The following is a 13667-nucleotide window of genomic DNA, read 5'->3' as shown; positions in this document are numbered from 1 at the left end:
TTTAACTACTGTTAAGCATTTATATTTTAAATTTATATTTAAGATAAATTCAATTTATAAAATTTAAAATAACAGCAAATTTGCAGCCGCATATCTTAAAATAATAAAAAAAGGCAGACAAAAACGTCTGCCTAAGTTTAATAATTATTCTTTTCCGTTCCAGCAATATGTGCAAAGGTCACATGGTTTGATGTCGGAGTTCTCTGTAATTGCGTCTATCATATCGTCAAGACGGAGATATTTAAGGCTTGTGAATTTCAGCTGCTTTCTGATTTCATCAAGCATTTCCTTGTAGTTCTGGCTGTCCGGATTTGCGTAATCCTCCAAAACCTCAGGGAGATATGCTCTTTCCTCTCCCTCTCTTTCAAGGATTATTCTTCTTGTTATAAGGTCAAGCTCTGACTTAGAACGTGAGAAGTTAAGGTACTTACATCCGAAAAGAAGAGGAGGACATGCAGGTCTTATATGAACCTCCTTAGCTCCGCTTTCGTACAAAAATCCGGTGGTCTCTCCAAGCTGAGTTCCTCTTACTATTGAGTCGTCTATAAGAAGAAGCTTTTTATCTCTTATGAGTGCGTCAACAGGTATAAGCTTCATCTTAGCTATTCTGTTTCTCTGATCCTGACTTGATGGCATAAAGGAACGTGGCCAGGTTGGTGTGTATTTAATAAACGGACGTGCAAAAGGAATTCTGGAAGAGTTTGCATATCCAACAGCATCGGCAATACCGCTGTCCGGAACTCCGGCAACAATATCAGGCTCGATTGTGTGGTCTTCCTTATCTCTCATTGCAAGCTTTTCGCCGCACTTATATCTCATTTCCTCAACATTGAGTCCCTCATAGCAGGATGTTGGATATCCGTAATAAACCCAAAGGAAAGTACAGATTTTCATTTTCTTCTGAGGCTCGCTGAGGGTTTTATAGCCGTTTTGGTCTATGTAAACAATTTCACCCGGACCAAGCTCTTTTTCGTACTTATATCCAAGATTTATAAAAGCAAAGCTTTCAAAGGAAACGCAGTAATCTCCGTTGTCCTTTTTACCGATAATGAGAGGTGTTCTTCCCAAACGGTCACGAACAGCATAAATTCCTTCTTTTGTAAGGATAAGGAAAGTCATGGAACCGTCTACCTTTTCCAAAACATTCTTTATTCCTTCAACCATTGTATCCTTTTGATTTATAAGCGCCGCAACAACCTCTGATGGGTTTATAACGCCGCCGCTGGTTTCAAGAAAATGTGAAAAACCGTTGTCAAAGGACTCTTTTACAAGCTCCTCTGAATTGTTAATTTTTCCAACAGTTGTTATTGCATAGCTTCCGAGCTTTGAATGAACAAGCAAGGGCTGAGGAGAAGAGTCTGAAATACAACCTATTCCCAAATGGCCGCCATGCTGGGTAAGTTCGTCAACGTCCTTTTCAAACTTAGTTCTGAAAGGTGAATTTTCAATATTGTGAATGGCTCTTTCAAAGCCCTTTTCACCATAAACTGCCATACCTCCACGTTTTGTACCCAAATGAGAATGGTAATCCGTTCCGAAAAACAAATCATAAGCACAAGGTTCTTTCGATACAACTCCAAATACTCCGCCCATAATTACACTCCGTTCATTATTAAATTCGGTAAGAATTTCTTTAACCTGCAAAAAGAGATTACGAAATTCTAAATAAAAAAATCATTTTCCCTGTATTGTGTTCCAACCTTAAATTAAAACACAACGTAAATATTATACACTAAAAAACACCGTTTGCATAGTTTTTTTCTGTCGGCGGAATATATTTTTCAAAATCAACATAATTTCATCACAGAAAAAAACCTGTTTTTTGGAAAATAACATGAAAAAGGGCGTGTATTTTTCACACACGCCCTGATTTTCAAGAAATATTCTTCCCTCGAAGTTTAATATTTCTTTTTAAGGAAAAACTGAAAATAAATTATTTCATGTTTCTTTCGTACTCTTCAATCATCTTTTTAACCATCTGGCCGCCAACAGAACCTGCCTGACGTGATGTCAAATCGCCGTTGTAGCCCTGCTTAAGGTTAACGCCAACCTCGCTTGCGCACTCCATCTTAAATCTTTCCATAGCCTCTTTTGCCTCTGGGATATTGATACTGTTATTAGAATTGTTAGACATAAAAAATTCTCTCCTTAATTTAATATTTTAAATCTGTTAATTTTTAATTTTTGCAGCGGCTTTGTTTACCGCCGTGATAATATTGTGGCAGATAAAAATATTTTTATTATCGGCAATTTTTGTCAAAGAGAATTTTTCTATCAATCAGTAATTCTGAACAAATGCAAGTATTTTTCTAACTGTATTAAGGCTGACTTTTCCCATATCCGCATTTTTCAAAAATGCATTTACATTTCCGGGATTAAGGCTTAAATCTTTATATACACGATAGTTTGTTATGTTCTTTTCATGTTTTACTTGTTTTATTTTTTCATACATCATTTCTTTGATTTTATCTTCATTAGCCTTATGATTTTGTAAATATAAAAAATTATTGTAAATGGTACGAAATTCACTTAATTCATCATTTTTCAAAAAGCTTTCAATATTTTCTTCCCGGACTCCCTCAAGCTTCTTACATGAAGAGTTTAAATAAGAAAACTTTTTTAATAGTCTGCCCCTGAGCTCTTCAGAGGTGTACATAATCAAATACATGCTTAATGTGTCTTTTAATCTGGCATTATTTTCAGAAAGCTGAGAAAAAACATAAAGAGATGTGCTGTCAAACTCAGAAAACACTCTGCATTGAGAAAGCAAATAACTTTTAAATGTAAGTTTTCTCATTGAAATCTCTCCTTATAATTTTCATAATTTATTTTTAATAAATTGACACTGTGGTCTGAAAACATACCGTAACAGACATCTTCAATCAATTTATCCATAAGTGTCCAGTTTAAATCCTTATAAACAAGCTCGTTTTCTATATCCTCTGCATCCTTCTCCCTCATTGAGGATAGCTTTGATACAACTATATCCTCTAAAGATACGGTGTAAAAATTCACCTTCGTTGTCGGTATATCGACTTTTATAATTCTGTCTCTATAGTCATCAGGGAAATTCATAACATAAGCCCTTACATTCATGTTTATATTATACGCTTCCAGCAAAGGCTTGATTTCATCGCTGGCATTTATCGAATCTATGTCATGGGTTGACCTGTATATCTTTTTTAGCAGTACGAGAGCACTGCCGCCAACTATAACACAATCATAAGTATCTGCTGTATTATCAAGTAAAGTCATATCATTATCAATCTGTAAAAGTCGTTGAATTATCTCATCCCTGTATAACTCCATAACACTACCCCACAAATAATTATTTTTTAATAATACTATTATTTAATACTAATTATATTATTATAATGTTAAGTTGTCAAGCAATATATTAAATAAATAATATATTTTAATATTCTTGATTTAAAATTTTTTTTTATCTATAATCATATTAAAATACCCTATGACAAAGGATGTGTTATATTTGAAAAAATCAGAAAACATTTTACTTGATATACTTTTTGAAAATCAGGATACACAGTATCAATCTTTTCAAAGCAAGCTTATACCGAATATTGAGCCTGAAAAAATTATCGGCGTCAGAACTCCTGTTCTCAGAAAAATTGCAAAGGACTTTTCAAAAACTCCCCAGTCAAAGGAATTTTTGCAGTCTCTGCCTCACAAATATTACGAGGAGGACAATGTTCACGGAGCTATTATAAGCGACATGAAAAATTTTGATGAGGTCATCGAAAGTTTAAACAATTTTCTCCCATATGTTGATAACTGGGCGACCTGCGACCTTATGTCCCCTAAAATTTTTAAAAAGAACACTGAAAGATTATTGCCTCACATACATAGATGGATAAAATCCTCCCACACCTACACCGTAAGGTTTGCAATAGGTATGCTTATGAGCTTTTATTTAGGTGAAAACTATGACGACAGCTACGGTCAGCTTGTGTCCTCGGTAAGGTCGGAGGAATACTACATAAACATGATGATAGCATGGTATTTCGCAACGGCACTTGCAAAAAATTATGAAGAGGTTCTTCCCTATTTGCAGGAAAAAAGGCTTGAAAAATGGACACACAATAAAACAATCCAAAAAGCCGTTGAAAGCTACCGTATAACAAAGGAACAGAAAGAATTTTTAAAAACCTTAAAAATAAAATAACAAAATATCCGCCGTGGATTTTTCTGCATATTTTCCCTTATATTTCAAAGACTATTTTACACAGGCTTTAAATCTAAAAACACTGAATTTATATATAAGGAGAAAGAAAATATGAAAGCAACAGGAATTGTTCGACGTATTGACGACTTGGGCAGGGTGGTTATTCCCAAAGAAATAAGGCGAACATTAAAAATCAGAGAGGGCGACCCTCTTGAGATTTTCACGCTTCCCAGCGGCGAGGTTGTATTTAAAAAATATTCACCTGTGGGAGAAATTTCACAGTTTGCCGCACAGTATGCGGATGTTTTATACAAGGTCATATCTCTTCCAACCCTCATATGCGACAGAGAAAGAGTGATAGCCTCTGCGGGAGTTCCCAAAAAGGATTATATGGAAAAGGGAATTTCAAACTCTTTAAACACATACATGGAAAACAGACAAAGCTTTGTTTTCCGAAACGGAGTAATTTCACCCTTGGTGCCTTTGGAGGACACATCGGATGTTGCCTCTGTAATGTACCCTATAATTTCCGGAGGAGATGTTTTCGGGGCGGTTGTTATGCTTAAATCTTCAGACGGAAAAAATCCCACAGAAACAGAAAGCAAGCTTTGCCAATCCGCCGCAGCCTTTCTGGGAAAACAGATGGAAGAATAAACTTAATACAGACAAAGAAAAGAGCGACAGATTTTCGTCTGCCGCCCTTTTTCTGATTGAGAACATTCATATCCTAAAAAAGGAGTTGTAAAATAAATTTTATGGCATTAGTTACTCATAAGCATAATTTGGATAAATGTTGCATCAATAATAGTTATATATCCGTCGCCGTTAACATCTGCAAGGCTCTCGTCAAAAGTTCCCATTGGCTCTATCTTTACAAGATGACACTGAATGGCTGTAGCGTCGTCGATATCAATTAAACCGCTGTGGTCAACGTCTCCTACTTCATAGCCTGAAACTTTCTCCAAAGAGTCGATTGCATTCCTGAGGTTTTCAGCTGCCTGTGCTGCCTGCTCTTCTGTTGCAAGAACATTCTCGAACACTGTCTTTGTTTCTGCAAGAACAGCTTCCATAGCGTTCCAGCTTTCCTCAGTGTAATCAGCCTTATTAAGACCATTGTATCTATTGAGCTGTTCCTCTATAGCGGTCTTGTCAACCTCTGGTGTTTCTGGTTTTACAAATTCATAGAGCATTATTTCAGCTGCTGTTATATATGTATCTTCGCCGCCTACACCTGCTGTTGATGTTGCAGTAAGTCTGATAAGGATAGCTCTGTAGTAGTATTTTCTGTTGTAGTACTGGCTTGGGTCAAAGCCTTCTGCTTCACCTCTTGGGTCATAAAGCTCAAGGTCTTTTACTACCCAGTGTTCCTGATTGTAGAATGTAATTACGTTGTTTGTAACAACATTGCTTATAACAGTATTAGCCTTATTGATATAGTTAGGAATGTAACTATCGTCTGTCCAGTCCTCACCAGGCATAAGAACAGGCTTAGGGCCTTCGCCGTAGCTTCCTATTGTAATAGGGTTGCCTTCTTCACCTGAACCCTTTGGCATCAAAGCGCCTGTCCATGTTCCTCCGCACTTAAAGAGAATCTGGTCGCCCGGCTGAAATTCGATAGAATTGATTTTCTCAATTGTCTGGAAAGCTGTTCCCTCTGAAGTACCGTTGTTCGTATCGTTACCGTTTTCAGAGTCAACATAATAGATTGTGCCCTGACCCTTTACAACTTCATAGGAAGCCTCGTAATCTTTTCCGTCATAGGTAAGTTTTACTGTTACGTTCTGAGGCTCGTCTGTTGTAGGAACAGCTGAATAGCCAAAGCTTGCTTTTTTTGCAGCTCTGTCAAAGCTGTAGCTCTTTATTTCAACTTCCTCAAAAGCACCGTCGTTAATCTTTCTCTGAAGTGTAAAGTCTGACTGTTCCGGAGCAACTGTTGGAAGTGTTTCAAACTCTGCATAGCAGCTTATTTTATCTGCTGTGAAGTTTGAAATTGTACCCTTGTCAAGCTCTTCACCGTTTGCGTCTATAACATAATCAAGAACAAAGGTCTGTCCCTTATAGTCCACATCAACGGTTATTGTCTGCTCTACAGGAGAAGCTTCGATAGGATTGAAAGCGATTTCAGCTTTGTTTTCAGAAATCTTTGTAACCTCTGTTATCGCAAGAGGAATAATTGTTTCCTCATCAAGTGAAGAAACTGCGTTCAATGTAAAGTCTTCCTTAGAGATTTCCTCTGTCAAATTTTCTCTGTATGTAACTGTAAGTTTTCCGTTTTCAATTGCAAGAGTATCAAAATCGCTGTTAACTGTCATGTTGAAGTCGTCAACATAAACAGAACCGCCGCTGAGGCTTTCTGCCCAAATATAAACTCTTGGTTTTGAATTTCCGGATACTGTAAAGGAAAGCTCATACTGCTTGTAATCTGAGGAATTATCAATCTTCTGCTTGATTTCCTCACCGCCGTAGTTTTTAACTCCAAAGTACACGCTGCTGTTTGCGGCTGTATTTTTAGCCCAAACTGTAGCTGTGTATGTCATTGAAGCGGTAGTATTTGGAACATCCTGCTCCAATGCGTCCTCAGAGCTTGAGATGGATACGGAATAATCTCCTGTGTTATGGCTGGGTAAGTCCCATTTTATTACTTATAAGGTATAGGGCGTTGTCCTCGTTTATTTTTTCTTCAACCGCTTTTTCCAAATCCTCCCCGTCCTCAAGGCTTTTTTCCAGAAGTCCGCTGTAAAACTCTTTTTCCTCGCCGCTTACTGTTCTTACATATCCTTTTGTCCCTTCAATATCCGAAATTATATCCGGCTTTTTATTTTCCGAGCATCCGGCGGATACAATCCCTATAATTAGTACAAAAACTAAAAAAATATATAAACTTTTGTTTTTAAAACATGAGTAAAGGCTGTTTTTCAAGAAATTCCTCCACCTTTCGTTTTTATTGAATTTCGTATTTCTTATTTTTTGTCTATTATATGATTTATATAAAACAGAATTATGCACTGTTAACGCATATGCTGTCCTAAACACATATATTTACCATATTTTCTCTTTTAAAAAATGTTTTATGAAAATTTAATAAAAGTTTTTATCTAAAATCCATTTTTCAATATAAAAACAACACCAAAATCACCCTTTGTCAAGGCTTTTTTTAATTTCATTTCACAACACATTCACAAAGGTATTATTTATAAAAAAAAGAAAAACACATAGAGAAGCAAATTTTCTCATGCGTTTTTCTGTATAAAACATATTAAAATCTGTTAAGTTAGACAATATTTAATATATTGCTATTTTCCATGTAATATTCCGAATTTTTTCTTTATTCTGGAAAGTTTCCTTATCATAGAATTGCCAATTAACATTAAAAAGATAAATGTGGCCGCTCCATGTATTAAGTTAAATGGAACTCCCGCCAGATAAACCGCCAAAACCGCCTGGAAATTCAGCTGGTATACAGTCATCACAATAGTGGATGTGTCCACAATAAACCCGTAAATCAAAAATGCCGCTAAAAATCCGTAAATGCCCACTATAAGCTTTTTCTTTTGAAAGTTTTGCTCTGTAAATATCAGCCCTGAAATAAAGCCTATTATTCCAAGGGCAAACATCTGCCACGGTGTCCAAGGTCCCTGACCCACAAGCATGTTGGAAACAAAAGCCGACATAGCCCCAACCACAAATCCGGTTTCTCCCCCTAAGGCAATCCCCGATATTATCACAACCGCAGTCATGGGCTTAAACTGAGGAAGCATAAAAAATGCCGCCCTGCTTACAACTGCAATGGCAATCATCACCGCTGTTACGGTTATTTCTCTGGCTCTGGGCTTTTTCCCCTCAAACATTGCCGCAAAGGGAATAAATGAAAGTATCACTATTCCCATTGATATAAGCATGTACTTTCTGTCCTCTAAAAGGAACACACCTGCGGCTACAAGCAAAGCTGACAGCAAAATTGCCGCTGCCGCCACGATTTTGGAATTTAAAACCCTGTTAATTTTCATGGGCGTCCACCCCCAGGGCATTGTATATATCCTCGGTAAACACTGCGCCCTCTATTATTCCCCTTGCCATTCTGGATGCGCAGGTGGTGTAAAAACGGTTCTTTCCGAAAAACTCTCTTGGAGTATCGCAGGATAAAATCATTCCGTTGAAAAGCATTGCGCATCTGTGGGAACATTTCGCCGCAAAGTCTATATCGTGGGAAACCATTATAATTGTCTTTCCTTTTAATGACAGCTTTTTTATTGTATCGGAAAGTTTTTCTTTAAAAGAAAAATCCAACCCCTTTGTGGGCTCGTCCAAAAGTATTATCTCCGGTTCTTTCAGCAAAAGCTTGGCAAGTCCCACCTTTTGCTGTTCTCCTCCGCTTAAATCATATGGGTGCATATCGAGAAGCTCCTCAAGCTCAAAAAACTTTATAACCTCTGCGATTTTTTTCTTTTCCTCAGAAGTAAACCCAAGCTTTCCGCTGTGCAAAGACTCTTCAAGCTCCGCTTTCACAGTCTCTTTTAAAAACAGCATTGTTGGGTCTTGGGGAAGATATGCCGCCCATTTTCTGTCTTTATCATCAGTAGTAATTTTTATTTTTCCTCTGTAGGGCTTTTCAATTTCGCTTAAGCATTTAAGCAATGTGCTTTTTCCCGAACCGTTTGCCCCAAGCAGTGAAAACACTTCCCCTTTAAAAACTTTAAGGGAAAGATTTTTTAGTATGTCTTTTCCCTTTTTGTCGTATTTAAACCAAAGCTGAGAACAGGACACAGCCTCCTGTGATTCCTTTAAATTCTCTGTTTCTTCCGCTTCAATAGTTTTAAGTGCTCTTTTTTCCGTAAGCACATTTAAAAAGCTTCTGCTTTCGCACACATCCAGGGGATAGTCTTTTTCCTCTGAAAATCTGCTGTAAAGCCTTACCCCCTCGGGCATGGACTTAAAAAGCTCCGGCTTTTCCCGGGACACCTTTTTTATTCCGTCCCTTACGTCGCCGTAAAACACCTGACTGCCCTTATCAATAACAAGAAGCTTATCAGAAAAGGAAACAACCTCTTCCAGATGATGCTCAGACATTATTACGGTTATGCCAAGCTCCCTGTTTATTCTCTTTATTACGCTTAAAAATTCTCCGGCAGAAATCGGGTCAAGCTGGGCGGTAGGCTCGTCCAAAATAATAAGCTTAGGGTCTGTTGCCAGCACTGAGGCAAGATTTACAAGCTGTTTTTGTCCTCCGGATAAGGTGTTTACGTCCCTTTCATAGAGATGATTTAATCCGAAGTAGCTGCACATCTCCCCCACTTTAAGGCGCATAATCTCCTTGTCATACCCCAAATTTTCCATGGTAAAAGCCATTTCGTGCCAAACCTTGTGGGTCACAATCTGATTATCCGGCTTTTGCATTACAAATCCGATATTTCGAGCCTGCTCATTTTGAGAAAGATTTTTTACAGGTTCATTTTCAAAATATATTTCTCCGGAAAACTCCTTATAAAAAGGCATAATGGAGGGTTTAAGACATCTCAGCAAAGTACTTTTGCCGCAGCCGGAAAGGCCGCACACAAGAACTGTTTCTCCCTCTTCAACCTTGAAATTTATATTTTTCAAGGCAGGCTTTACACAGTCAGGGTATGTAAAATTCAGATTTTTTACTTCAACAACCGCCATTTTAAATCCTCCCACAAATTAAAACAAACCGGCATAAATGACACTATGCCAAAGGACACATAAGCCGTCAGGTTAAGCCAAAGATTTTCACCAAGCTTTATATAAGGAAAATACATTGCATATCCTCCACCTGACAAAGCGGAAACGAAAAACACCGCACCCGCTCCAATCAGAAAAAGCAAAAGTCCTGCGTCACGTTTTGTAAACATAAAGTCGGAATAAAAGCTCCTTTTTCCGGTTCCGTAACCCCTTGAGGTCATGGAGTCCGCCGTATACACAGCATTTTCCAAAGCCCATGTGGTTGTGGAGGACACGGAATCCAGTCCAGCCCTGAGTTTTTTTACAATATCCATATTTCCCATTGTGGACGCCCTTACCTTATATACATCTTTAAAATGGGAAGCGTACATGGGAACAAGCCTCATAACCATTGTTATAATGGTTGCCAATGAGGGGATAACCCTGCCGAAAAGATAAATAATTTTATCAGAATCCATAACTCCGTTAAAGCAGACAAACCACATCATAACGCTTGCCAGAAGCACAGCCGAAACGGCTCCGTAAACTATTGACTCCAAAGTCAGGGGATTTCCGTCTTGAAAATACATAAGAATTGTCATTCCCTGGTGATTAAACACAGGGTTTAATGCTCCGCACAAAAGACACATGGGAATAATAAAAAAGAAAAGATATTTTAAAAATTTTCTGCCCACTATAAGTGCGCTGTAGGTCAAAGAGCTTACAAGGGAAATCACCATTATAACAGGGTGGTTAAAAAACACAGTGACGGAAATTACAAATAAAAAATACAAAAAATTGACAAAGGGGTGGCACTTTGCAAATTCATTGTACATACGTGTCACCCCTTTTTAATTAGAATTTAATTTTTATCAGCCGTTAAATCCATTTCCCACGTCTGCCCCTAAATCGCAGGTGTAGAGAAACTCTATAACATCGTCTTCATTTGCATCGTAAGAACTGCATCCCACACTTGGGAAAACTCCGTTTACCCTGTATGTCCAGCCGGAAAGGCTTCCGCAGTCTCTTTCATAAAGGTTTGCAATTCCCTTTATATAAGCCGAACCGTATGCCGGTGTGTAGTCGGCGTCCATATGAATTTTATTTTGCTGGCAGGCTCTCACCAAAACATCGTAAACCGAGTCACCCTCCTGCACCTCTATTTCACATCCGGAAAGTATAACTCCGTTTGCGGGAACAATACCCTTTTTCTCCTCTTTCAGCTTATCCATATTGTTGAGGATAGTTGAACAGTTGATGTTTATTGTACAGGTTTTTGCCTGTGGCTCTGTGGGAGCTTCGGTGGGCTTTGCTGTTGCAGGTTCTGTTGCCTGCTGAGTTGTTGACTCAGGAGCCGTAGCCACGGGAGTTTTGTCGGAATTGCCGTTATTGGAGTTTTCCTGCTTTTCCGTGGCTTTGACATCCTGAGTGCTTTGGGCGGCGGTTTCCTCCTGAGCGTCTGTGGAAGATGTCAGGTTTTCTGTTTCGTCGGTTTTATCCGTCGTTCCCTCAGCAGTTGTTTTTTCCGTCGTCGCTGTTGATTTTACAGTTTCTGTTGTGGCGCTGTTGTCATCGGAAGTACATCCCGAAAAAATCATAACAACGGCGAGGGTCAGCGCCATTAAAAGGGCTGATATTCTCTTTTTGCTCATCCTCATCATCTATCTTTCTGTTTAAGCAGCTTTATTTCCTGCGATATATTTCTGAATTGCAGTTACGTCCTTTATATCTACAACACTGTTTCCGTCAACATCTGCGGTTTTCAGTGCGTCTTCTGAAAGCTCTTCAAGATTTGCAAGATATTTCTGTACCATAGTAACGTCCTGAATATCTGTTACGCCGTTTCCGTCAACGTCGCCGAAAGCTGTGCTCTGGCTCTTATCCAAAACATCTGTCATATCGTAAAGTGATGTTTTTCCTGTAAGTGTTCTTGCAACGCTTGTTATAGCATACATTGCCTGGGTTGTTGAGAACTTATCAGGGTCTTTTCCCAAAATATTTGAGAATCCGCCTTCATTGGAAGAGAAAGCCAAAAGAGCTTCAACCAAAGATACGTTATTTACTGTAAACTCGCTGTCGGTGAAGCTGTCTCTTCCCATTTCCTGCAAAGCGCAGATAACCTGAGCTGTACTGGAGCTGCTGGTGTTTCCGAAAGAAACATAATATCCAAACTCACTTTGCTGTTCCTTGAGGAACTTCATAGCTGTGTCAACAGCAGCTTTAACTTCCGGGTTTCTATTATAATACGGAGCCAAAGCCTGCACTGCCATAGCTGTAAGGTCGATATCTCCGTTAGGTGACCAAATGACGGAATATGCCCATGTTCCGTTTTCAAGTCTTTCATCGAGAATATAATTTACAAGCTTGTTATTAAGGTCTTCGTCTGAGGTTGTATAGTTGGCTGTGTTGAGAGCCAGCAAGGAATAAATTGCGCTGTTAACGCCCTGTTCCTTGATTATATCCATATTTGAAAGAGGCTCTACAATATTCACGCCGTCAATATTTGTGCAGTCGATACCCAAGGATGTGAGGGCGATTATTGTTCTCGCATTATCTGTGAGATATCCGCTGTCAGTGTCGAGAACAGGGCCTGTCTTTGCAATTTCAGCCTTTACGCTCTCTACATAGCTGTCAAAAACTCCTGACTGTGCAATCTGCTGGTCAAGTCTTGCCAATGCAAAAACAATCCACTCTGAGCCGTACTCAAGAGTTGTATCCTTGAGAAGGTAACCTGTTGTGGTAACTGCGGTTACTGTAAACATTTCAGGAACCATATCATAGAGGGTTCTGCCGTTTTCGTAAAGCTTTAATGAGTCAAGTGCAAGCATAGCCTGTACTGTAGCCATACCGTTTACATCTCCGTCCTTTGTGTGGGAAAATCCGCCTCCATCCTTATAGAATGAAAGCATGTTGTCAACAAGACCGCCGTTTACTTTTACAAAAGCCTCCTCAGAAGCAGGGTCTTTTCCCAAAGCTGTGAGAGCGATTATAACCTGAGCTACTGTTTCGCAGTTCTCGTTGCCGTAGGATGTATATCCTCCGTTTTCAAGCTGCTGCTGTGAAAGGTAGTTTACAGCCTTTTCAACCGCTGTCTTTACGCTGTCATTTACTGACACATAAGGGGCAAGTGACTGAACAGCCATTGCGGTAATATCCACGTCGCCGTTTGGGCTCCAGATTTTTGAAAATGCCCATGCGCCGTTTTCCATCTGGTCTGAAAGGATATATTCAATAAGCTTTGTTCTTGTTTCGCTGTCGGAGGTTGTATATCCGCCGGCATCCAAAGCCATAAGAGCATAAACTGCGCTGTTGATACCCTGAATCTTTATATTTTCGATATTTGAAAGAGGTTCAACAATATTGTAGCCGGAAATATCTGTGCAGTTTATTCCCATTGCGCTGAGTGTAAGAATTGCCTTTGAGTTGTCTGTAAGCTGGGTTTCACTTCCGCTGAGAATAGGTGAATCTGTTTCTTTCAGCTTATTCTGAATACCTGTGTAGTATTCTTCTGCAAATGCAGTGTCCTCGATAGTCTGATTACTTCTGAGAAGAGCCAAAACCTCCCAGTCGCTTTTTGAGTTGTTCATAATATACTGAGCTGTTTCGGAAATAGCTTTGTCAACCGTAACGTCAGCATTGTTCTCTTCGGCGGACACGCTTATAAACAGTGTCTGAGCCAAGAGCATCACCGCAAGAAAAGCGGCAAAAACTTTCTTCATTTTCTCTTACTCCTTTTCTAAATTTTTAACAGAGAACAAAAAAACGCCGATACTCGGCGTCGGGAATACGATATGCCTTAACACGGCAA

13 protein-coding genes are annotated in these 13667 nt (G+C 39.0%); 2 read left to right on the top strand and 11 right to left on the bottom strand.

Annotated elements, in window-relative coordinates; translation table 11 throughout:
• Nucleotides 1–144 precede the first annotated feature (144 nt).
• The 4 genes from CGICJO_RS04615 to CGICJO_RS04600 all read right to left on the bottom strand — a co-directional run bounded on the left by CGICJO_RS04615 (nt 145) and on the right by CGICJO_RS04600 (nt 3309).
• Nucleotides 145–1593 carry an amidophosphoribosyltransferase gene (locus tag CGICJO_RS04615; RefSeq protein WP_087377888.1) on the bottom strand — a complete coding sequence of 483 codons (1449 nt, stop codon included), beginning with the start codon at nt 1591–1593 and terminating at the stop codon, nt 145–147.
• A gap of 340 nt (nt 1594–1933) precedes the next feature.
• A complete protein-coding gene (locus CGICJO_RS04610; protein WP_087376880.1) occupies nt 1934–2134 on the bottom strand; it encodes an alpha/beta-type small acid-soluble spore protein in 201 nt (66 codons plus the stop codon).
• 144 nt (nt 2135–2278) lie between these two features.
• Complete coding sequence (locus tag CGICJO_RS04605) at nt 2279–2797, bottom strand: hypothetical protein (protein WP_486499805.1); 519 nt, start codon at nt 2795–2797, stop codon at nt 2279–2281.
• The gene (locus CGICJO_RS04600) at nt 2794–3309 is read right to left on the bottom strand and encodes a DUF6036 family nucleotidyltransferase (protein ID WP_486499804.1); all 516 of its coding nucleotides are present in this window, start codon (nt 3307–3309) and stop codon (nt 2794–2796) included. Before CGICJO_RS04600 ends, CGICJO_RS04605 begins: the two co-directional genes overlap by 4 nt.
• A 172-nt stretch (nt 3310–3481) precedes the next feature.
• Here CGICJO_RS04600 and CGICJO_RS04595 point away from each other — a divergent pair, with 172 nt between their 5' ends.
• Both CGICJO_RS04595 and CGICJO_RS04590 read left to right on the top strand, forming a co-directional pair.
• Nucleotides 3482–4183 carry a DNA alkylation repair protein gene (locus CGICJO_RS04595; protein WP_486499803.1) on the top strand — a complete coding sequence of 234 codons (702 nt, stop codon included), beginning with the start codon at nt 3482–3484 and terminating at the stop codon, nt 4181–4183.
• A 111-nt stretch (nt 4184–4294) separates the two neighbouring features.
• Nucleotides 4295–4837, top strand: a complete 543-nt coding sequence (locus tag CGICJO_RS04590) for a stage V sporulation T C-terminal domain-containing protein (protein WP_087376872.1) — start codon at nt 4295–4297, stop codon at nt 4835–4837.
• A 107-nt stretch (nt 4838–4944) separates the two neighbouring features.
• On the opposite strand, the gene CGICJO_RS04585 is transcribed toward CGICJO_RS04590, so the two are convergent.
• The 7 genes from CGICJO_RS04585 to CGICJO_RS04555 form a co-directional block, all read right to left on the bottom strand.
• Entirely contained in the window at nt 4945–6753 is a 1809-nt protein-coding gene (locus CGICJO_RS04585; RefSeq protein ID WP_486499802.1) for a dockerin type I repeat-containing protein, read from the bottom strand.
• A gap of 43 nt (nt 6754–6796) precedes the next feature.
• Nucleotides 6797–7102, bottom strand: a complete 306-nt coding sequence (locus tag CGICJO_RS04580) for a hypothetical protein (protein ID WP_087376858.1) — start codon at nt 7100–7102, stop codon at nt 6797–6799.
• Between the two features lie 374 nt (nt 7103–7476).
• Complete coding sequence (locus CGICJO_RS04575) at nt 7477–8190, bottom strand: ECF transporter S component (protein WP_486499801.1); 714 nt, start codon at nt 8188–8190, stop codon at nt 7477–7479.
• Nucleotides 8180–9841, bottom strand: coding sequence for an ABC transporter ATP-binding protein (locus tag CGICJO_RS04570; RefSeq protein ID WP_486499800.1), 1662 nt, complete (start codon nt 9839–9841; stop codon nt 8180–8182). Before CGICJO_RS04570 ends, CGICJO_RS04575 begins: the two co-directional genes overlap by 11 nt.
• On the bottom strand, nt 9823–10695 hold the full coding sequence (locus tag CGICJO_RS04565; RefSeq protein ID WP_486499799.1) for an energy-coupling factor transporter transmembrane component T: 873 nt from the start codon (nt 10693–10695) through the stop codon (nt 9823–9825). The genes CGICJO_RS04570 and CGICJO_RS04565 overlap by 19 nt, the downstream gene beginning before the upstream one ends.
• Nucleotides 10696–10731: 36 nt before the next feature.
• A complete protein-coding gene (locus CGICJO_RS04560) occupies nt 10732–11511 on the bottom strand; it encodes a DUF4430 domain-containing protein (RefSeq protein WP_486499798.1) in 780 nt (259 codons plus the stop codon).
• A 21-nt stretch (nt 11512–11532) separates the two neighbouring features.
• Nucleotides 11533–13578 carry a prenyltransferase/squalene oxidase repeat-containing protein gene (locus tag CGICJO_RS04555; RefSeq protein ID WP_486499797.1) on the bottom strand — a complete coding sequence of 682 codons (2046 nt, stop codon included), beginning with the start codon at nt 13576–13578 and terminating at the stop codon, nt 11533–11535.
• Nucleotides 13579–13667 lie beyond the last annotated feature (89 nt).

The sequence above is a fragment of the Candidatus Limousia pullorum genome (assembly GCF_057405065.1).
This window is presented reverse-complemented; position numbering and strand designations above follow the sequence as displayed.

Bases quoted from the DNA above. Each gene is read 5' to 3' on its own strand.
- CGICJO_RS04615 (WP_087377888.1), bottom strand. From the start codon at position 1,593: ATGGGCGGAGTATTTGGAGTTGTATCGAAAGAACCTTGTGCTTATGAT.
- CGICJO_RS04610 (WP_087376880.1), bottom strand. From the start codon at position 2,134: ATGTCTAACAATTCTAATAACAGTATCAATATCCCAGAGGCAAAAGAG.
- CGICJO_RS04605 (WP_486499805.1), bottom strand. From the start codon at position 2,797: ATGAGAAAACTTACATTTAAAAGTTATTTGCTTTCTCAATGCAGAGTG.
- CGICJO_RS04600 (WP_486499804.1), bottom strand. From the start codon at position 3,309: ATGGAGTTATACAGGGATGAGATAATTCAACGACTTTTACAGATTGAT.
- CGICJO_RS04590 (WP_087376872.1), top strand. From the start codon at position 4,295: ATGAAAGCAACAGGAATTGTTCGACGTATTGACGACTTGGGCAGGGTG.
- CGICJO_RS04575 (WP_486499801.1), bottom strand. From the start codon at position 8,190: ATGAAAATTAACAGGGTTTTAAATTCCAAAATCGTGGCGGCAGCGGCA.
- CGICJO_RS04570 (WP_486499800.1), bottom strand. From the start codon at position 9,841: ATGGCGGTTGTTGAAGTAAAAAATCTGAATTTTACATACCCTGACTGT.
- CGICJO_RS04565 (WP_486499799.1), bottom strand. From the start codon at position 10,695: ATGTACAATGAATTTGCAAAGTGCCACCCCTTTGTCAATTTTTTGTAT.
- CGICJO_RS04560 (WP_486499798.1), bottom strand. From the start codon at position 11,511: ATGAGCAAAAAGAGAATATCAGCCCTTTTAATGGCGCTGACCCTCGCC.
- CGICJO_RS04555 (WP_486499797.1), bottom strand. From the start codon at position 13,578: ATGAAGAAAGTTTTTGCCGCTTTTCTTGCGGTGATGCTCTTGGCTCAG.